Origin of the sequence: Rhodococcus koreensis (assembly GCF_900105905.1) — a bacterium.
GTDB lineage: Bacteria > Actinomycetota > Actinomycetes > Mycobacteriales > Mycobacteriaceae > Rhodococcus_F > Rhodococcus_F koreensis.
The window spans coordinates 5,936,423-5,956,080 of the sequence record NZ_FNSV01000005.1 but is presented as its reverse complement, the minus strand read 5'-3'; the positions used below and the strand labels follow the sequence as shown (position 1 = coordinate 5,956,080).

The 19,658-nt window shown below is 67.8% G+C and carries 18 protein-coding genes; 6 read left to right on the top strand and 12 right to left on the bottom strand.

Annotation, left to right across the window (positions count from 1 at the left end; all coding sequences use genetic code 11):
- Positions 1-341 precede the first annotated feature (341 nt).
- The gene (locus BLV94_RS31655; protein WP_072936881.1) at positions 342-842 is read left to right on the top strand and encodes a flavin reductase family protein; all 501 of its coding nucleotides are present in this window, start codon (positions 342-344) and stop codon (positions 840-842) included.
- Positions 843-879: 37 nt separating this feature from the next.
- Positions 880-1,707 carry an IclR family transcriptional regulator gene (locus BLV94_RS31650; RefSeq protein WP_072936880.1) on the top strand — a complete coding sequence of 276 codons (828 nt, stop codon included), beginning with the start codon at positions 880-882 and terminating at the stop codon, positions 1,705-1,707.
- Between the two features lie 43 nt (positions 1,708-1,750).
- On the opposite strand, the gene BLV94_RS31645 is transcribed toward BLV94_RS31650, so the two are convergent.
- Genes BLV94_RS31645 through BLV94_RS31635 form a run of 3 tightly spaced genes read right to left on the bottom strand, consistent with a single transcriptional unit; the run spans position 1,751 to position 6,008 of the window.
- Complete coding sequence (locus BLV94_RS31645; protein ID WP_072936879.1) at positions 1,751-2,932, bottom strand: CaiB/BaiF CoA transferase family protein; 1,182 nt, start codon at positions 2,930-2,932, stop codon at positions 1,751-1,753.
- On the bottom strand, positions 2,929-4,644 hold the full coding sequence (locus BLV94_RS31640) for an acyl-CoA dehydrogenase family protein (protein WP_072936878.1): 1,716 nt from the start codon (positions 4,642-4,644) through the stop codon (positions 2,929-2,931). Before BLV94_RS31640 ends, BLV94_RS31645 begins: the two co-directional genes overlap by 4 nt.
- The gene (locus tag BLV94_RS31635) at positions 4,641-6,008 is read right to left on the bottom strand and encodes an MFS transporter (protein WP_072936877.1); all 1,368 of its coding nucleotides are present in this window, start codon (positions 6,006-6,008) and stop codon (positions 4,641-4,643) included. Before BLV94_RS31635 ends, BLV94_RS31640 begins: the two co-directional genes overlap by 4 nt.
- 139 nt (positions 6,009-6,147) lie before the next feature.
- Between BLV94_RS31635 and BLV94_RS31630 the strand changes: the two genes are divergently transcribed.
- Complete coding sequence (locus BLV94_RS31630; protein WP_072936876.1) at positions 6,148-7,038, top strand: LysR substrate-binding domain-containing protein; 891 nt, start codon at positions 6,148-6,150, stop codon at positions 7,036-7,038.
- A gap of 81 nt (positions 7,039-7,119) precedes the next feature.
- Here BLV94_RS31630 and speB read toward each other — a convergent pair whose 3' ends face one another.
- Together speB and BLV94_RS31620 are read right to left on the bottom strand one after the other, a co-directional pair.
- A complete protein-coding gene (speB, locus tag BLV94_RS31625) occupies positions 7,120-8,136 on the bottom strand; it encodes an agmatinase (protein WP_072936875.1) in 1,017 nt (338 codons plus the stop codon).
- A 37-nt stretch (positions 8,137-8,173) separates the two neighbouring features.
- Positions 8,174-9,553 (bottom strand): MFS transporter, encoded by a 1,380-nt coding sequence (locus BLV94_RS31620; protein WP_072936874.1) that lies wholly within the window; start codon positions 9,551-9,553, stop codon positions 8,174-8,176.
- Positions 9,554-9,716: 163 nt separating this feature from the next.
- On the opposite strand from BLV94_RS31620, the gene BLV94_RS31615 reads away from it, so the two are divergent.
- On the top strand, positions 9,717-11,291 hold the full coding sequence (locus BLV94_RS31615) for a PucR family transcriptional regulator (RefSeq protein ID WP_072936873.1): 1,575 nt from the start codon (positions 9,717-9,719) through the stop codon (positions 11,289-11,291).
- On the opposite strand, the gene BLV94_RS31610 is transcribed toward BLV94_RS31615, so the two are convergent.
- Entirely contained in the window at positions 11,254-12,093 is an 840-nt protein-coding gene (locus BLV94_RS31610; protein WP_074933869.1) for an HpcH/HpaI aldolase/citrate lyase family protein, read from the bottom strand. The genes BLV94_RS31615 and BLV94_RS31610 overlap by 38 nt on opposite strands.
- Positions 12,094-12,136: 43 nt before the next feature.
- Positions 12,137-13,585 carry an aspartate ammonia-lyase gene (locus BLV94_RS31605; protein WP_072936868.1) on the bottom strand — a complete coding sequence of 483 codons (1,449 nt, stop codon included), beginning with the start codon at positions 13,583-13,585 and terminating at the stop codon, positions 12,137-12,139.
- 235 nt (positions 13,586-13,820) lie between these two features.
- On the opposite strand from BLV94_RS31605, the gene BLV94_RS31600 reads away from it, so the two are divergent.
- Complete coding sequence (locus BLV94_RS31600) at positions 13,821-14,471, top strand: GntR family transcriptional regulator (protein WP_083395738.1); 651 nt, start codon at positions 13,821-13,823, stop codon at positions 14,469-14,471.
- A gap of 46 nt (positions 14,472-14,517) precedes the next feature.
- On the opposite strand, the gene BLV94_RS31595 is transcribed toward BLV94_RS31600, so the two are convergent.
- The 3 genes from BLV94_RS31595 to BLV94_RS31585 all read right to left on the bottom strand — a co-directional run bounded on the left by BLV94_RS31595 (position 14,518) and on the right by BLV94_RS31585 (position 17,506).
- Complete coding sequence (locus tag BLV94_RS31595) at positions 14,518-15,720, bottom strand: cytochrome P450 (RefSeq protein WP_072936872.1); 1,203 nt, start codon at positions 15,718-15,720, stop codon at positions 14,518-14,520.
- A 44-nt stretch (positions 15,721-15,764) separates the two neighbouring features.
- Positions 15,765-16,739: a PDR/VanB family oxidoreductase gene (locus tag BLV94_RS31590; RefSeq protein WP_072936866.1), complete on the bottom strand. Its 975-nt coding sequence runs from the start codon at positions 16,737-16,739 to the stop codon at positions 15,765-15,767.
- Positions 16,740-16,837: 98 nt separating this feature from the next.
- Entirely contained in the window at positions 16,838-17,506 is a 669-nt protein-coding gene (locus tag BLV94_RS31585; protein ID WP_072936865.1) for a TetR/AcrR family transcriptional regulator, read from the bottom strand.
- A gap of 105 nt (positions 17,507-17,611) precedes the next feature.
- Between BLV94_RS31585 and BLV94_RS31580 the strand changes: the two genes are divergently transcribed.
- Positions 17,612-18,652 carry an NAD(P)-dependent alcohol dehydrogenase gene (locus tag BLV94_RS31580; RefSeq protein ID WP_244163712.1) on the top strand — a complete coding sequence of 347 codons (1,041 nt, stop codon included), beginning with the start codon at positions 17,612-17,614 and terminating at the stop codon, positions 18,650-18,652.
- Between the two features lies 1 nt (position 18,653).
- Here the strand turns inward: BLV94_RS31580 and BLV94_RS49695 are convergent, their stop codons facing one another.
- A complete protein-coding gene (locus BLV94_RS49695) occupies positions 18,654-18,809 on the bottom strand; it encodes a hypothetical protein (protein WP_167372198.1) in 156 nt (51 codons plus the stop codon).
- 76 nt (positions 18,810-18,885) lie between these two features.
- Complete coding sequence (locus tag BLV94_RS31575; protein WP_072936864.1) at positions 18,886-19,638, bottom strand: IclR family transcriptional regulator; 753 nt, start codon at positions 19,636-19,638, stop codon at positions 18,886-18,888.
- Between the last annotated feature and the right edge of the window lie 20 nt (positions 19,639-19,658).

Sequence of the window (19,658 nt, the reverse complement as noted above, 5' to 3'; positions counted from 1 at the left end):
GGTTCCACAGGACTATTGATGTTCATATCTTGAACACTGTGATCGAAATTTTGACATTGGCCCTCAATGGCGGTCAACACGGCCCGACGTCACGCCTTGCCGTCGCAGTTCCGCCCGCGCCCGGATCCAGTCCGCGCACGGAATACCCTGTTGAACAACACCACGACAGGTCATCTGCACGAAGAGACAGTCGCCCGACCGGTGACCCCGAAACGCTTGACAGGGTGTGATCCAGGACGCAATACTAACATCAGTTTGAACATCCCGTTCATAAATTGAACGTCAATGACCTCAGTTAGACCGGCACCCGCGCCGCGCCGCGACCCCGAATAGGAGCCACCATGCTTACCTCCACCATCGACCAGGCCCACTACCGCACCGTCATGGGACACCTGCCCACCGGCGTCGTCGCCCTCTCCGGCATCACCCCCGACGCCGAACACCCCTGCGGCCTCGTCGTCGGCACCTTCCAATCACTGTCCCTGGACCCACCCCTGGTCAGCTTCAGCGTCGCCCACACCTCCACCAGCTGGCCCAAGGTCCGCGCCGCCGGCCGACTCTGCGCCAGCATCCTCGCCGCCGGCCAGGAACCGATCTGCCGCGCCCTCTCCAGCAAACAACCCAACAAATTCGCCGACATCGACTGGACCCTGTCCCAGACCGGATCACCCCGAATCACCGGCGCCCACGCCTACGTCGACTGCGACATCACCCACGAACTCGACGGCGGCGACCACACCATCGTCATCGCCCGCATCCTGCACATGGACACCGGACACGGCGAACCCCTCGTCTTCCACCAAGGCAAACTCGGCGGAATCCGGCAACTCACCGCCGCCTGACCCACAACTGGGACACACGAAAGGATCGGGGGCGCAAATGAACGAGCCGAGGACGGCCACAGTGATCGCAGTGAATCCCAGCGAGCCGGCGGAGATTGCCAACAAGTCGGTGACCAAGGCTGTCCGTCTTCTGCGCGAACTTGCATCCCGGCCCAGGACCGGTGCGACGGTGAGCACCCTCGCCAAAGCCGTCGGCATCTCCCGTCCCACCGCATTTCGTCTGCTCCACAGCCTCGAGCGGACCGGCCTGGTGGATCGCATCGACAACAACTACATCCTCGGCTCGGAGATGTCCCGACTCGGACGGCACGCCGACCCCTATGCCGGTCTGGCCGCCCGCGCTCGGCCGTTGCTGCAGGAGCTGGCCGACACGTTCGACGAAACGGTTACCTTGTCGGTGCCGAATGCAAAGGACGAGCTCGACCTCATCGCCGAGGCGGCCGGCTCACACGTCGTGGGCACGACATCCCGGATGTCCCCTCACATGATCGGCAAGCAGTATCCCCTCCACGCCAGCTCCAGCGGCAAGGTTCTCTTGGCCGAGTGGCCGATCAAGAAGGTTCTCGGCCGCCTGCCCGAAAGACTCGAGGCATACACCGCGCACACCGTCACCGACCGCGCGGCCCTGCTGGCCGAACTCGATCGGATCCGCGAAAACGGCTTCGCTCTCATCGACAACGAGCTCGAGGAAGAGTTGATCTCCCTGTCGCGTCCCGTCAGGGATTCGTCCGGAAACCTGGTGGCGATCGTGTCCCTCAACGGTCCCCGGTACCGGTTCGGCCCCGACCGCATTCCCGAAGGCCTGCAACAGATGCAGCGGCTGGTCGAGCGTCTCGCCGATGTGTTCTGGCGGGATTCGGAATAGATCCGCACTGAACGGGAGCGTAGCGCGCCCGGAGTAGCCGGGTCTATCCGCCGACCACCGACTTCGGCCGGTGGGCACCCAGTACCGCATCCGTGTCGGCGCCGAGTACCGGCGGCGCGGACGTCAGGTGCGGGCGTTCGCCCGCGAAGCTGACCGGGAACGCGATCTGCCGCAGGCTGCCGATCGTCGGGTGGTCGACCGTTCCGATCATGCCGAGCGCAGCGGTGTGCGGGTCGGCGTAGATCTCGTCGAGGTGCCGGATCGGCGACACGGGCACGGCGTGCGCGGTGAGCGTGTCGCACCACTGCTCGACGGTGCCCGACGCGAAGGCCGTCGACAGTTCCCGCTCGAGATCGCCGCGATTCGCCACCCGGTCCCGGTTGCGCTCGAATCGCGGATCGGCCGTCAGATCGTCGCGTGCGATCGCCGAGCACAGGCTCGCCCACTGCGTGTCGTTGCCGACCGCGACGACGAAGTATCCGTCGCTCGCGGGGAACGCTTGATAGGGAGCGAGATTCGGATGACCGGAACCCAGCGCGCCGGGACGCTCCCCGGTGGCGAAATAGTTTGTCGCCCAGTTCACGTGCAGCGCGAGCTGGCACTCGAACAGCGACGTCGTCACGTACTGCCCCCGGCCGGTCCGCGACCGCTCCACGAGGGCAGCGAGCACGCCGACCAGTCCGAACAGCGCCGCCCCCAGATCGCCCATCGCGAATCCGGCCTTCATCGGCGCCCCGCCCGGTTCACCGGTCAGCGACATGAGGCCACCGGCGGCCTGCGCGATCATGTCGTAGCCGGGTTCGTCGCGCAGCGGACCTTCCTCCCCGAACGCGGAGATGTGCAGCACGACCAGATGCGGGTACCGCTCGGACAGCGTCCGGTAGTCGAAGATCCGCTGCAACCCGCTGCCGGGTTTGAAGTTCTCGACGACGACGTCGGTGTCCTCCAGGATGCGGTGGATGAGGTCCTGTCCCTCTTCGGATTTGAGGTCGACGGTCACCGATTTCTTGCCCCGGTTGATCGCGAGGTAGTACGTGGCGTCGACGCCGACGAACGGCGGCCCCCACGACCGTGTCGGGTCGCCGCCGTCGGGGTGTTCGACCTTGGTGACGTCGGCGCCGAGGTCCGCGAGCGACATGGTGGCGTACGGTCCGGCGAGGATCTTGGAGAGGTCCAGCACCCGCACCCCCGCGAGGGGTGCCGGTCCGGTGTGGGTGGTGTTCACAGGAGAACCCCTGTCGCAGAGTCGGTTCGGGGTGCGGCGGCGTGCGCGACGTCCTCGGCGACGTCGGTGCCGTCGACGACGGCCGCGAGGTTGCGGAGGGCGGCCTCGGGAATGTCTCCGGACTCGCCGGCGAGGTAGGCGTTCGCGACGAGCAGCGACCGGTAGCCCCTGCCCGACGTGACGGCGGAATCGGCGAGGTCGTAGAGCAGGGTGGCCATCGCCGCACGGGCCAGCGCGTTGGCGTAGCGCGCGCACCCGGCCTGCGCGGTGTCGTCGTCCCCGGCGACCAGCAGGTCGCCTTCCGCGACGAGGTCGTCCCACCGCCGGCGGAGAATCTCGGCGCCGCTGCCACAGTCCGGTCCGAGGCCGCCGAGGATGCCCCGCATCGTGTCCGCCAGACCACGATGCGCACCGAACTTGCGCATGCACCGCAGCACGTCCAGGGCGATGACGTTGCTCGACCCCTCCCAGATCGACCCCAGGTGGGCGTCGCGGACCAGCCGGGCGTGTGCCCATTCCTCGATGTAGCCGTTGCCCCCGCGGATCTCCATGGCCTCGCCGGTGACCACCCGGGCCCGCTTGCACACGTAATGCTTCGCGAGCGGGGTGAGGACCCGGATCAACCCACGGGCGGAGTCGTCGCCGGCGTCCGCCGACTGCAGGCACTGCGCGCTGTACGCCACCAGCGCGAGCGCCGCCTCGGCGTCGAGCGCGAGCGGCAGCAGGGTGGCGCGCATCAGGGGCTGGTCGAACAGGTTCTTGCCGAACACGACCCGCACCCGGGCGTGGTCGACGGCGTCGCGCACGGCCCGCCGCATCAGGGCGCTCGACCGCATCGCGTTCGACAGCCGCGACGTGTTCACCATCTCGGCCATCTGCCGGAACCCGCGGTCGAGTTCGCCCACCTGCAGGGCGCACGCCCCGGTCAGCGACACCTCACCGCTGGGCATCGAGCGGGTACCGAGCTTGTCCTTCAGCCGGTCGATCGTGTAGCTGTTGCGCTCGCCGTTCGCGAGAACCTTGGGGACCAAGAACATTCCGACGCCGCGGGTGGAGCCGTCGTCGCCGCCGGGGAACCGGGCGAGCGTCACGATGACGTCGGCGTCGGGATTGGACGCGAACCACTTCTTCCCGGTCAGCCGCCACGCGTCGCCGTCGCGTTCGGCCCGGGTCTCCGTGCGGGCGATGTCCGTGCCGGCCTGCGGTTCGGTCATGAACATCGCGCCGGTCATCGCGCCGTCGAAGTCCGTCGAGGTCAGCGCGTCGATCCACGGCCCGAACACCTCGGGGTCACCGAACATGCGGAGCGTGCGGGCGGCGGCGTCCGTCATCGACACGGGGCACGCCAGCCCGAACTCGGCCTGCACGAAGACGTACGACGCGAGGTACTTCACCAGGTGCGGCGGGACGGCGTCCCAGCCGTGCAGGCCGCCGCGGTGCGACAGTGCGGACAGTCCGTATTCGCTGTAGGCGGCGCGGCACAGTTCCTGGTAGGCCGGGTGGTACGAGATCCGGTCGATGCGTTCGCCGTCCCGGTCGAACTGCTGCAGCACCGGCGGATTCTTGTCCGCGGTGACAGCGAGGGCGTCGAGTCGGCCGGCGGCGTCCGCGCCCAGCCGGTCGAGCAGGGCGTTCAGCGTGTCGCGGTCCGACGGTGTGGTCCACCGGTCGACGACGGCGCGCAGGGCGGGATCGGTGTGAGCGAAATTCATGAGTGGGCAACATCTTTCCGGGTCGAGGTGTGTTCGGGACGGGGCTCGGTGTCGGCTCCGCCCGAGCGAGCTTTGCCGCGGCGGAGCAGCAGCGTCATGCAGACGAGCGAGAGCACGACGTAGCCGAGTCCGAGGGCGACCACCGGCCAGATCGAGTCGGTACGGGTGAGCAGGAACTGGCAGAGCATCGGGGCGGTTCCGGCGAAGATCGCCGTGGACAGCTGATACGACAGCGAGATTCCGGTGTAGCGGACGTTGGTCGGGAAGACCTGGGCGAGGATGCCGGCGAGCGCGGCGTAGTACATCGCGTGCGGCGCGGTGGCCAGCACCATGCCGAGCATGGCCAGGGGCACGGACCCGGTCTGGACGAGGAGGAACATCAGGGGCAGCAGGATCAGTTCGGGCAGCAGCATCCACCGGATAGCCCGCGACGGATCGATTTTCGTGGCGAGTACGGCGCCGAACGGCTGCACGAGAACCTGTGCGACGAGCGCCATGGTGATCACGAGGAGGAAGTCCCCACGGTCGAATCCGAGGTCGGCGGTGGCCCAGGCGAGTGCAAATGTCGTCTTGACGTAGGTGATGGCGACGCCCGCGACCACCGCGCCGACGCCGAGGACGAGTTCCATGGGGTGCGAACGCAGGACCTCGACGAGCGGCATCCGGGTGCGCTCCTGCGCGACGACGGCCTTCTTCATCTCCGGGGTCTCCGAGATGCGCAGCCGGATGTACAGCGCGACGACGACGAGGGCGGCGGATGCGAGGAACGGCAGACGCCAGCCCCAGGATTCGAACACACTGTCCGACAACAACGTCAGCGCGAGGAACGCCAGGGTGGCGAGCAGATTGCCGACGGGCGATCCCTGCTGCGCGAACGCGCCGTACAGCACCTTCTTGTTCGGTGGCGCGAATTCGGTGGCGATGAGGACGGCGCCACCCCACTCTCCGCCCATGGCGACGCCCTGGACCACGCGGAGCGCGACGAGGAGCACCGGCGCCCAGATCCCGATCTGCGAGTAGGTGGGGAGGCAGCCTACGCCGACCGTTCCGATCCCCATCAGGATCAGCGTGATGATGACGGCGTTCTTGCGTCCGAACTTGTCGCCGAAGTGACCGAACACGATTCCGCCGAGTGGGCGGGCCACGAACCCGATCGCGAACGTCGCGAAGGCGGCGAGAGTGCCCACCGCGGGCGAGGCGTCGGGGAAGAACAGCCGGCCCAGCACCAGCGCGGAGGCGGTGCCGTAGATGTAGAAATCGAACCACTCGATGGTGGTGCCAACGAAGGCGGTGACACCCGCCTTGCGGGCCTGCCGGGTGCTGTATTCGGGTGGTGCCGCGTCGCGGCCGGGATTCGGATTCACGGTTCTCCCTGACTTTCGTGCTCGGGGCGTCACACCGATGTGAGGTGGTGTGCATCACTATGGCCGGGATTCCGTGTAGAGTCCAAGACTTAATTCAGCTTGTTTAGGTGATCCAGACACATAATCCCCGAGGAGCGTCATGGAACTCCGTCACCTGCACGCCTTCCTCGCGGTGGCCGAAGAACTGCATTTCGGGCGTGCCGCCGAGCGTCTCCATGTCGCGCAGTCCCCGCTCAGCCAGACCGTGCGGGCTCTCGAACGGGAACTGGGCACCGACCTGTTCGTCCGCACCACCCGCTCCGTGCGCCTCACGGCCGCGGGCGAGGCGCTGGTGGGTCCGGCCCGGACCATCGAGGCGCAGATCGGGATCGTGCGGGGCATCGCGCAGGCGGCGGCCGCCGGGGAGACCGGCCGCGTAACCGTCGGGTTCGGCGGCGCGGGCGGCTACACGGTGCTGTCGGTCCTCGCCCGCTCCCTCGCCGACGCCTACCCAGGCATCGAACTCGACCTTCGCCCGCAGATGTACTCCGGCGAGGTGCTCGACGCCCTCGCCCGCGGAACCCTCGACATGGGCATCGTCGGGCTGCCGGTCCCGCGGGGTTTCGCGACGCACACTGTGCTCGAGGAGGCACTGATGGTCGCGGTCCCGGCCGGCCACCGCCTCGTCGACGCCGGCGCGGTCGCGCCCGAGGCACTGGCGGGCGAACGGTTCGTGATCTATCCCGCCGAACACGGTTCCGTGGTCCGCGACGCCACGCTCGCGCTGTGCGCGGCGGCAGGATTCGCCCCTGTCGTCGCGCACGAGGCGCCCGACCCGTACAGCCTGCTCGCGATGGTCGGCGCCGGCGTCGGGGTGGCCGTCGTGGTCGATTCGACGGCAAACCTGACGATGGCCGGGGTCGAGTACCTTCCCATCGCGGGCGAGGCCCCGACCCTCCCGATCGCGATGGCCTGGCAGGACGCGAATCCGTCGCCCGCGGTGCAGACGGTCACCCGGGTGCTGCGTGAGGTAATCGGGGTTGTCGGGTAGCACGCCAGCCGTTCTGACCGCAGAAAGCGGTGCCCCGTTGCCGGGGCACCGCTTCGTCAGGCGCTGAGAAATTCAGGGCTCTCAGTAACTCGGCACCGATGCGCCGATGGCTTCGGCCGCCGCGGACACGGTGTCGCGCTGTGAACCCGCGACCATGAGCGACACGAGGTCGAATACCACGGTAGCGGCTGCGACACAGGTGATCTCGGCGTGATCGTAGGCCGGGGCCACCTCGACGACGTCGGCGCCGACGACGTTGAGCCCGGTCAGCTGGCGCAGCATCCGGAGTAGTTCGCGGGATGTCAGGCCACCTGCCTCCGGCGTGCCGGTTCCGGGGGCGAATGCGGGGTCGAGGACGTCGATGTCGATCGACACGTACACCGGGACGTCCCCGACGCGCCGGCGGACCACGTCGACGGCCGCCTCGATGCCCATCACGTCCAGATCGCCCGCGCGGATGATCCGGAATCCCATCCGCGCGTCGTCGTTCAGGTCGGCCTGGTCGTAGATCGGACCGCGGATTCCGACGTGGATGGAGTGGTCCTCGACGAGAAGACCCTCTTCGAACGCGCGCCGGAAGATCGTCCCGTGCGTCACCGGTGCGTTGAAGTAGGTGTCCCAGGTGTCGAGGTGAGCGTCGAAGTGCACCAGGGCAATCGGTCCGTGCTTGGCGTGCAGCGCCCGTAGGTTCGGCAGGGCGATCGTGTGGTCGCCGCCGATCGAGACGATCTTGCGGTCGCCGCCGCCGAGAATCTCGGAGGCGTGTGCCTCGATCTGCCGGCAGGCCTCGCCGATGTCGTACGGCGTCACTGTCACGTCACCGGCATCGACGACCTGCACTTCTTCGAGCGGTGCGACGCCGAGTTCGACGTGATAGCCGGGGCGCAGCGCACGCGCCGCCTGCCGGACGGCCATGGGGCCGAACCGGGCGCCGGGCCGGTACGACGTGCCGCCGTCGAAGGGGACACCGAGGATCGCGATGTCGTAGTCGTCGACCTCGTGGATGTCGGCGATGCGGGCGAACGTGCCCTTGCCGGCGTAGCGGGGAACCTGGGTTGCGGGCAGTGCACCGACGAGGGATTCTCTGGGCTGGGGCATGGCTGTCTCTCCTGTACTCGGGAAGGTTCTTGTCAGGTCAGGCGCGGGTCACGGGCGCCGGGTCGGGATCGGCGGACTTCTCTACTTCTGATTCGGTTTTCGACGCGGTGTCCGACAGCGACGCGCCGCGGGTCTCCGGTGCGAGGAAAATGGAGGCGACGAGTCCGACCAGGGTGACCACCGCGCCGATCATCAACGCCCCGCTGGCTCCGAACGTCACCAGCGCCATCGGCATCAGATAGGTGCCTGCGGCAGAGCCGATGCGGCTGATCGCCGTGCCCATACCGACCGCGGTGGCCCGAACCTCGGTGGGGAACAACTCGTTCGGGTAGACCACCTCGAGGAAGCTCGAGGCACCCGAGCTGATGGCGAACACCGCGAGTGCGAGGAAGAAGATCTTCGCCGAGACGTCGGGAATCAGCGCGGGCACGGCGAGGGCGACGACGATGATCGCGAACGACCCGATCAGCAACTTCCGGCGGCCGATCTTCTCGACCAGCCACAGTCCGGGGATGCCGCCGACCACGAACAGGATCGCGATGAGGAGCGAGCCGCCGTACAGGTTGGCGTCGCCGTACAGCCCGAAGGACTCGAGAAGGTCGGGGGCGAACGTGTACACCGCGAATAACGGGATCACCTGGGCCGTCCAGAAGATCGCCACGAAGATGGTGCGTCGCAGGTAGGGCTTCTGGAAGACCCGGAAGAAGGACGTGCTGACGACGGGTTCCTCGGGAAGGTCGGCGACGCCGTACTGCTCGCCGAAGACGCGTTTGATGGACGCGTCGGCCTCCGCCATCCGCCCCTTGCTCATCAGCCAGCGGGGAGACTCCGGGGTGCCCATCCGGGCGAGCAGCGTGATGATCGCGAAGATCGCCGGGCTCGCCAGCAGGAAGCGCCACGCGTCGGGTCCGAGGCCTCTCGCGAAGAAACCGACCACGTACGCGGCCGCGGCGCCGACGGCCCACACCACGAACATGGCACCCAGCAGTCGGCCACGCTGCCGTTTCGGCAGGAACTCGGCGAGCAGCGACGTGGCGATCGGATAGTCGGCGCCGATGGCGACACCCAGCAGGAACCGCAGCAGGATGACCTGCCAGGCCTCACCGCAGAACGCGGAGAGGACGGAGAACACGGCGAGCGCGACGAGGTCGGCGATGTACATGACGTGCCGGCCGATCTTGTCCGTCACGTACCCGAACACACCGCCGCCGACGAAGATACCGACCAGACTGGCCGCGCCGATGAGACCGATCTCGGTTGCGCTGAGTTCCATGGCCGGTTCGAGGGTGATCAGCGCGACGCCGATGATCGACAACGCGAAGCCGTCGATGAACGGCCCGCCGGAGGAGAACGCTGTCAGCTTCTTGTGGAAGGAGGTCAACGGTGCATCGTCTATGAGATGACCGGTTCTAGTCATTGGGGCTCCTGGACTGGATCAAGTGCGGGTGCTGCCGGTTGTGACGTCCAACACAGACTGCCTGGCCGTTCCGGCGCAGCACGAGTAGCCAATGCGCAAAACCGGTGGTTACGCTTTATTCGATCGCACAAACGTGATTGGGCATTGACGCAGAGGAGGCTCCGTGGCTGTCACCGTCGGTGAGCTGGTGGAGATCCCGCACCTGCGCCTGGAGGTGTATTCCGGGGCGTCCGGTCTCGGTCGCGAGGTCTCCTGGACCCACACCTCCGACCTGCCCGAACCGTGGCGATGGGTCACCGGCGGCGAGTTCCTGATGACCAACGGCATGTCGTTCCCGAAGTCGGCGAAGGAGCAGGCCGACCTGGTCCGGCACCTCGCGGACGCCGGAGTAGCCGGGCTGGGCATCGGCGAGAACATGTACTGCCCGCGCCTGACGGCGGCATTCACACGCACCAGCGACGAACTGGGCTTCCCGGTCCTGTGGATCCGATACCCACTCCCCTTCGTCGCCATTTCCCGGTCGGTGGCCGAAGCCACCCTCGTCGACCAGTCGCATCGCCTCGCTCGCACCGTCCGGATCTACGACCTGATCCGCAGGCACACCGCCCGCGGCGCCGCGCCCGCCGACCTTCTGTCTGCACTCGCGCGCGAACTGGGTTGCGAGATTCAGGTGTGCGACCGCGCCACCGGGGAGCCCTGGTTTCCGGGCACGACCCCGCTGGACCCGACGATCAGCGACGCCGTGGTGGCGTTGTCCGAGGCGTCGAAGAACGTGGCGGGCGGAGCGTACGGACTTCCGGCGGTCGGCGACCGGGCGGCGATGCTCACCGACATCCCCCGCCACGCGGGCGCCGCACTCGTCACGCTGAGCGATCCACGGGTCGGCGTCGACCCGATCCAACTCCAGCACGCTGCCACCGTGGTCGCCATCGAACTGTCGCAGACACAGTTGATGCTCGAACACGAACGCCGTTACGGTTCAGGGCTTCTCACCCAGATGCTCGAAGGACGCATGGACATCGCCGGGGTCACCGCCCAGCTCGCCGATCTCGGCTTGAAACCCGAGTCCGCCGTGTTGGTGGCGGCGCGCAGCGAAGAGCCGGAACGGATGCTCGAACTGCACAATTCGCTGTGGCGGCACACCCTTCCGTATCTGTGCCTGGTGCGCATGGGTACCGCGCACGTCCTCGTGCCGGACGGCCCGGACACCGACTCCGTGCTGTCCCGCGCGCTGGGCCCGACCGCCCGCATCGGCATCAGCCGAACCCTCGGGTCCCTCGCACGTTTTCAGGATGCGGCCCGGGAGGCCCTGTGGGCACTGTCGATCGCCGAACGACGCGAGACGATCGTTTCCCGATACGGCAGCGCCGTCCCGTGGGTCGGGCTGTCGAGCGTGGCCGACGCACAAACCCTGGTGGACAGGATCCTGCGCCCGGTTCTGGACTACGACGAACAGCACAACTCGAGACTCGTCGAAACACTCGACGCGTTCCTGCAGAACCAGCGGTCGTGGCAGCAGACCGCGCAGGCGATGCACATTCACCGGCAGACCGTCATGTACCGCATCCGCAAGGTCGAGGCGCTGACGTCCCGCGACCTGGCGGACACCAATTCACTGTCCGAGCTCTGGCTCGCCGTGCGCGCTGCGGAACTGCTCTACACCCGCGACCGGGACTGGTCGGAGTCGACGGACGACAATCTCAGGCCGACACCGAGAAGACGTCGGCCAGGTGGGTGATTCGCAAGGCGCGAGCGAGTTTGGGGAGGTCGCTGCCGTCGGCGACGTTCTCGCCCTGTGCGCCGAGCTGTGCGATGACCTCGGTGGCCCAAGCCACGTCGGTGTGTTGCGGGGACAGTTCACGATTGACGGTTGCCGTGTCACCGGCACGCATGCAGAGCTTGCCGGTCATGCCCATCGTCCTGGTGACGGCCAAGGCGTCGGTGAGATCGGGTTCGCCCGTCAGGCACGGGCCGTCGATGGGACCGGAGATCCCGGCGGCGCGGCTGGCGACGACGAGTCGCCCCCGCGCGTACGCCAATGCGTCGGGGTCATCGCCCGCGCCGGTGTCCCGGCGGAAGTCGCCGGTGCCGAACGCTATTCGGGTCGTCGAGTCCGCCGAGGCGATTTCGAAGGCGAACTCCACGCCCCGCGCCGATTCGACCAGGGCGAGGATCGGCGTCTGCGGCAGCTCGGCGGCCGTGCGGTCGACGTGGTCCGCGGATTCGGTCTTGGCGAGCATCACGCCGCGCAGGCCGGGGAGCCCGCGGATCGCGTCCAGATCATCGGCCCAGTCCGCGGTGGTGACATTGTTGATGCGCACCCACCCAGCACCCCCACCGGCGAGGAAGCCGGCCACATGGTCGCGGGCCCGCGTTTTCGAGGCCGGAACGACGCCGTCCTCGAGGTCGAAGATGACTGCGTCGGCCGCCGAGTTCGTGGCTGCGGCGAACTCTTCCGGGCGCGAGCCCGCGACCAGGAGCCAGGAGCGCGCATGTGTCGCGGGGACTGCGACGGCCTGTGCCGGAGATGTGAGGGTCATCCGATTCTCGTTTCTCTCGATAGTGCGGGGTGGGATGCGTCGATCAGTGCGCGGCGACACCGGTGACGGGGTCGAGCGCGGCGAATTCGCGGTCCACGGTGGGCGCGGTGAGCAGGCCGGCGAGCCGACGGGGCGACAGGATGTCGTCGACCTGCGCCTGGGTGAGCAGACCGTCGTCGACGGCGAGGTCGCCGACGTAGGCGCCGGTCGCCAGGGCCCGCTTGGCGATGTCCGCGCTGGCGGTGTACCCGATGAACGGCGAGAGCGCGGTGACGATGCCGATCGAGCGCCGCACCCCCCTCTCGAGGTGGTCGCGGTTGGCGGTGATCCCGTCGACGCACTTCACAGCCAGGGTGTCCGCTGCCGCGGCCAGGTGCGTCGTCGAGCGCAGCAAGCTGTAGACGATCACGGGTTCGAACGCGTTGAGCTGAAGTTGCCCACCCTCGGCGGCCATCGTGACCGTCAGATCGTTCCCGATCACCTCGAACGCGACCTGGTTGACCATTTCGGGGATGACCGGGTTGACCTTGCCGGGCATGATCGACGAACCGGCCTGGGCCGGAGGCAGATTGATCTCGCCGAGCCCCGCCGTCGGCCCTGAGGACGTGAGCCGCAGATCGTTGCACGTCTTGGACAGTTTCACGGCGACACGTTTGAGGATGCCGGAGACCTGGACGAATGCTCCGCAATCCTGGGTGGCCTCGATGAGATTGCCTGCCGGGACGACCGGTTCACCGGTCAACTCACGCAAGTAGTTGCAGGCGAGCGCGGAGTACTCGGGATGGCCGTTGATCCCGGTGCCGATGGCGGTGCCACCGAGGTTGGATTCCAACAGCAGAAGCGCTCCCTCGGAGAGCCGGGCGCAGTCCTCGTTCAACATGATCGAGTAGGCCGCGAACTCCTGACCCAGGGTCATCGGTACCGCGTCCTGCAGTTGGGTCCGACCCATCTTGACGATGTCGTCGAATTCGATCGACTTGCGCTCGAACGACTCCGCGAGCAGGCCGAGCGAAGCGATCAACCGCCGGAGATGCTCGACCAGCGCCAGCTTGATCGCGGTCGGATACACGTCGTTGGTGGACTGCCCCAGGTTCACATGGGTGAGGGGGTCGAGTTCGGTGTAGGCGCCGCGTCCGAACCCCAGGATCTCGAGAGCACGATTCGCAATGACCTCGTTGGCGTTCATGTTCGACGAGGTACCCGCACCGCCCTGGATCGGGTCGATCGGAAACTGGTCGAACAGCGCCCCGCCGCGGATCTCCGCGCACGCGGCCACAATGGCATCGGCGCGCCGGTCATCGATGAGACCCAGGTCCCGGTTCGCTTGGCAGGCAGCCTGTTTCACTGTCGCCAGCGATGCAACCAGCGCCGGGTACTGACCGATCGCTGACCCGGTGATCGCGAAATTCTCCATCGCGCGGGCGGTGTGGACGCCGTAGTACGCCCGCGCCGGTACCGCCAGATCTCCAATCGAGTCGTGCTCGATCCGCACATCGCACTCGCTCAACTTTTCCACCAACACCTATTCGCCGTTCTACTCGACAGGGTCTATGACGTCGATCGCCGCTCGTCGAACAGTACACCACATCCAATATATTGGTTTAGTGACGGAAGATGTTCACGGCGTCTTCACGGCTCGGCACTCGCCCACGCGGCCCCAGGAGCGTGCGGCCTGCAGAGTTACAGTATCCAGTATGTTGCGTGATAATCCGGTGGAGCGCCCTCGCATGAGCGACGTCGCGTTCGAGCGGATCTGCGACGCGATCGTCACCGGTGAACTCGCGCCCGGATCCAAGGTCAAAGACAGCGAACTGGCTGAACATCTGGGCTTGAGCCGGACCCCGGTCCGTGAGGCGCTTGCACGGCTGATCGACACCGGACTCGTCGAGGCCAAACCCGCCGCCTTCACCCGGATCACCCCGCTGAACCGCGCCGACGTCGAATCAACGCTCGCAGTGATGGAAGTTCTGGACCAGCTGGCCGTGAAGACGGGGGTTCCCAACCTCACCGACGACATGATCGCCGTGATGCGCAGCGCCAACGACGACCTCGCGCAGGCGATCAAGGCCAACGACATCGGTGCCGCTCTCGCCGCGGACGACTCCCTTCACGGCATCATCGTCGAGGCGGCCGCCAACCCACTGCTCAAGCGGCTCATGCACCAGGTGCACCCGCAGATCCACCGGATCTACTACCGCAAGTTCTCCAGCCTCCGCGGCTGGCAGGACGCCATCGAACACCACGACAAACTGATCGCCCTGTGCGCAACCCGGGACGGCGAAGCGGCGGCCGAAGTGTCGTCGCAGCACCGGCGATTCCTGGGCGGTCTGATCGGCGAACTCTTCGACATCGACGAGTCCGCCTCCGACACGTCGTAACCAGCTACAACAGACCGGCCTCCTGTCAATACATACGTACGTATGGTCAGGCGAGCCGCACCCGCACCGGCACCGATTCCCACGACCGCAGCGTGTTGTTGAGGTGACGGCGCACCGGCCCGGCGATCTCCAGCGACTCCACCCGGGATGCCAGCGCCGTCAGCAACGCCTCCGATTCGAGGCGGGCGACATGCTGGCCGACGCACTGGTGGATGCCCATTCCGTACCCCACGTGCCCGGACGGATTCCGGTCGAGATCGAACACGTCCGGATTGTCCCACCTGCGCGGATCACGGTTCGCGGCGCCGAGGAACATCAGAATCTTCCTGCCGTCGGGGATCACCGTGCCGCCGATCTCGGTGTCACTCGTGGCCGTGCGGAAGAACGTCTGGACCGGTGACTCCCACCGCACGGCCTCGTCGAACGCCGTCCGGGCCAGCGTGCGGTTCTCCCGCAGCCTCGCCCACTGCTCCGGATGTTTTGCGAACGCGTAGAGCACGGCCGCGAGCCCGTTGACCGTGGTGTCCACGCCTGCCGTCAGCAGCGAGCGCACGGCGAGCGGCGCCTGCTCGTACGTGATGTCGCCGCGGTCCGCCGCCGCCCAGATCTGCGCACCGAAGCCGTCGCCGGTGAGCGCGTCGCGCGCGCACTGCTCGTTGACCCAGCCGGACAGTTCGGCTACCCGGGGCGCCCCCTTCTCCACCAGGCTGTTGAGCGGACCGAAACTGTTGAAGGCGTGGTCCCCGTACGGCAGCAGGTTCTCCCGTCCGGTGCCGGAGATGCCGACGGCATCCGGGAAGACCCGCAGCGGGAACGCGGCAGCGAGGTCGGTGACCACGTCGAATTCGGTTGTGTTCGAGAGCAACTGGTCGACAAGGATGTCTGCGTCCCGAATCCACGACGCCCTGAGCTTCTGCAGTGCGCGCGGACCCAGAATCTTGCTCAGCACCGCCCGCGGGGCGTCGTGGTGCGGCGGGTCGGCCTCGAGCAGGATACTCGGGGGCCGCCACGGGGTCTCGTACCGGAAGTTGCTCAACCCGACCCCGGCGGCGGAGTGGAACGACTGCCAGTCGGTCAGCGCGGCATGGACCTGCTCGTAGCGACCGAGCGCGAAGACGTCGTAGCGCCGCAGGTACACGACCGGACCCGCATCCCGCAGGTCCGCCTGGAACGGCAACGGGTCCTGCAGGACGTCGAGGGCGAACGGGTCGGCGTCGCTGACGGGCAACGCGGGGGCGGGGGCGAACATCGTCACGGGAAATCCCTTCGCTGGGTGTGTCACGTGTGGGTGTGTCAGAGGTCGAGCACGAGACGGTCGGAGCACGACCGTGAGACGCAGATGAGCATGCAGTCGCCTGCGGATCGCTCGTCGTCATCGAGGACGGAATCGCGGTGGTCGGGGGCGCCGGCAAGGACGGTCGTCTCGCAGGTCCCGCACGTGCCCTCGCGGCACGAGGACAGGACGTTGACCCCGGCCGCCTGCACCGCGTCGAGCACGCTGGCGCCGGGAGTCACCGTCACCGCGAGGCCGGAGCGCGCGAGTTCCACCTCGAACGGTACGTCGCGCAGCGGTGCGCCCCGGTCCTGCGGCACGAAACGCTCGGTCCGTAGCGAGCCCACACGCCAGTCGGCGCAACAGCTTTCGACGGCCGCGAGCAGCGGCCCGGGTCCGCACACGTAGACCTTCGCCTCGGCGGCGGCCGCGGCGGCGAGATACGCGGGCAGGTCGGGGTGGCCCTGCTCGTCCCGGGGCACGACGACCACCCGGTCGCCGTAGCCGGCGAGTTCGTCCCGGAACGCCATGGACGTCCGGGTGCGGCCGCCGTACAGGAGTTGCCAGTCGATTCCCATCAGTTCTGCCTGGCGGATCATCGGCAGCAGCGGAGTGATTCCGATACCGCCGGCGATGAACAGGTACCTCGGCGCGGGGGCGAGCGGGAAGTTGTTGCGCGGGCCGCCGACCCCGACGAGGTCACCCTCGGCCAGTTCGTCGTGGACGTACGCGGACCCGCCGCGGCCGGCGGGTTCCCGCAGCACCCCGACCCGGTAGGTGTGCGCGTCCCAACGGTCACCGCACAGCGAGTACTGGCGGGTCAGCCCGTTCGGGAGCATCAGGTCGATGTGGGCGCCGGGCGCCCAGTCCGGCAGCCGCCGGCCGTCCGGGTGCCGCAAGGTCAGCGCTACGACGCCTTCCGCGACAACCTCTTTGGCGACAACTCGCAGCGCCGCGTCCGCTGGCGCACCGGAAGAAACCGGGTTCTGTGGCATCTCGACTCCTCGATCTCGCGTTTGTTCGAGGATCTTCCGAGCAGGGGCCGAGCCGCCAGAGCATTTTCAATAGTTGAAAGTCGAGGCCGTAACCGGGGTCACTCCCCCAGGCGAATTTCCGGTGCCGTCACACGCTCGAGTCCGTCCAGAACGAGATCCAGCCCGTACTCGTACTCGTCGCCGAAGTCGTAGCCGGGAGCCATCGCGTGCTCCGTCACGAACTCGGTGAGGTGGGGGTACTCGTCGGCCCGGACACTCGCCAGGATCGCCTCCGCCACGTCGGCGAGTTCGCCGGAGGAGCCGAACGGCAGACTCGCCTCCTGCATCGCGAACCCGTAGATATAGCTGTCCAGCACCGAGAAGGCGTGCGCGGCAAGCTCGATGGAGAATCCCGCTGCCCGCAGAATCCCCAGCACCGCGTCGTGGTGGCGGAGCGTCGCGGGACCGGGCGTCGCGCGGGACTCCATCAGAACGGTGGCCCAGCGGTGCCGAGCGAGCACGTCGCGTGCGGAGATCGCCCGCCGGCGCATCGCGGTCTTCCAATCGAGCCCGGTCTGCGGCAGGTCGATCTCGCCGAAGACGACGTCGACCATGCCGTCGAGGAGGTCGGGCTTGTTCTTCACGTGGCGGTACAGCGACATCGCCTCCACCCCGAGCGCCTGCGCGATCCGGCGCATCGTGAGCGCGTCGACACCGCTGTCGTCGGCAAGGTCGACGGCGGCGCGCAGGACGCGCTCCCGGGTCAGGGGAACACGGAGTTCCGTCATCGCTCATTCTCCATCGGGACAGTTAAACGTTGTACGCATCAGGCTTACATTGTAAGCGTACGCTGTAAGCAGATGGCTGATCACTCTCCGAACGGAGCCCCGACAATGGAGTCACCGACCGAACCCGAACGCCCCACTTCCGCGTCCGAGCACCAACGCGGCACGATGAAGGCCGTCGTCCGGGACGTCTACGGGCCGCCCGAGATCCTCGAACTGCGGGACGTCGCGATACCCGTTCCTGCCGCCGAACAGGTGCTGGTCCGAGTGCACGCGGCGGGAGTCGATCGCGGCGTGGCGCACCTCGTGACCGGACTCCCGTACCCGTTGCGCCTCGCCGGGTACGGCCTCCGCAGGCCCAAGGTCGCCGTTCCCGGGATGGACCTCGCCGGGCGCGTCGAAGCGGTCGGCCCCGGCGTCACCGGATTCCGGCCCGGCGACGACGTCTTCGGCATCGGCACCGGGACGTTCGCGGAGTACGCGTGCGCGCCCGCGGCCAAACTCGCGCACAAGCCGGCCGACCTGACGTTCGAGCAGGCCGCGGCGATCGCGATCTCCGGGCTCACGGCGCTGCAGGCGGTACGCGACCACGGCAGGGTCGCGGCGGGGCAGTCGGTGCTGATCCTCGGCGCCTCCGGCGGTGTGGGCACGTTCGCCGTGCAGATCGCCAAGGCGTACGGCGCGGAGGTCACCGGCGTGTGCAGCACCGCGAAGGTCGACCTGGTCCGGTCGACCGGCGCCGATCACGTCGTCGACTACGCAACCGACGACGTCACCCGGCTCGGACGACGCTACGACGTCGTCCTCGACATCGGCGGCAACACGTCGCTGTCGCGGCTGCGCCGGGTCCTCACTCCGCGCGGGAGACTCGTCATCGTCGGCGGCGAAACGGACGGACGGTGGCTGGGCGGCACGGATCGCCAACTCCGCGCGCTGGCGCTGTCCCCCTTCTCGAGTCGGACGCTGTGCGCGTTCGTCTCGAAGGAGGACGGCACCGACCTGCGCGTGCTCCGCGACCTCGTCGAGTCGGGAGACGTCACACCGGTCGTCGAGCGGACGTACCCGCTGGGCGAGGCCACCACGGCCCTCCGTCGCCTCGTCGACGGGCAGGTGCGCGGAAAAGTCGTGCTCGCCGTGTCTGCCGACTGAGTCAGGTGGTGTGTGCCCGTCGGCTGATGTCCTTGTCGACCGCGGTGGCGATGTCGTGCACGAGCCGGGAATGCCAGTGTTTGTGGGCCTCGAGATCCGCGGTGAGGGCGTGGCAGTCCGGGCATTCCAGGGGGCTGGGTTGTGCGGTGCTTTCCATGGCGCTGCGCTTTCCGGGAGAAGTGGTTCCGATTCCACCGTGGCACGGGCGGGTCGGATAGTCCACCGCGGAGGGCCTACTTCGACGCGGTCGTCATCACCCGGGTGATGCCCTTCGCGGCCGCCTGCAGCGCGGGGATCTGCGCGTACGCCTTCTCGTCGTTTGGCACGACGACCGACAGCGCGGCGATCACCTTGCCGGTGCCGTCCCGCACCGGAACCGCGACACCCGTCGTGTCCGGGTACAGGTGACCGGCACAGAGGATGTAGCCGTGCCGGCGCACGTCCGCCAGCACACCCCGCAACTGTCGTGGGGTACGAATCGTCTTGTCGGTGAACACCTTCAACGGCTCCCCGAGGATCCGTTCCTGCAGCTCCGACGGTCCGTGCGCGAGCAGGATCAGCCCGGACGAAGAGACGTGCAGCGGCATCCGGCCGGCGATGCGCGTGTAGTTGACGACGGCTCCCGGCGCCGTGAGTCGCTCGATGAACAACACCTCGTCGCCTTCGAGGACACCGAGTTGCGTGTGCTGCCCGACGACGGCGTGTAGGTCCTCCATGAACGGCATCGCCGCTTCCCTGAGCCCGAGGGTCGGGGACGCCCGCGACGCGACCTCCCACAGGCGCACCCCGATCCGCACCTTCCGGTCCTCACGCTCGAGCCAGCCGCATCCCACCAGTTCGTCGATCAGCCGCGACGTCGTGGAGATGTGGAGACCGGACCGCCGGGCGATCTCGGACACCGTGAGCAGCGAATCGTCGGAACGGAACGATTCGACGATCCGCACCGTCCGGGCCAGGACGGACTCGCCGGTGTGCACACGTGCCATGCCTTCAGTGTGCACACCGG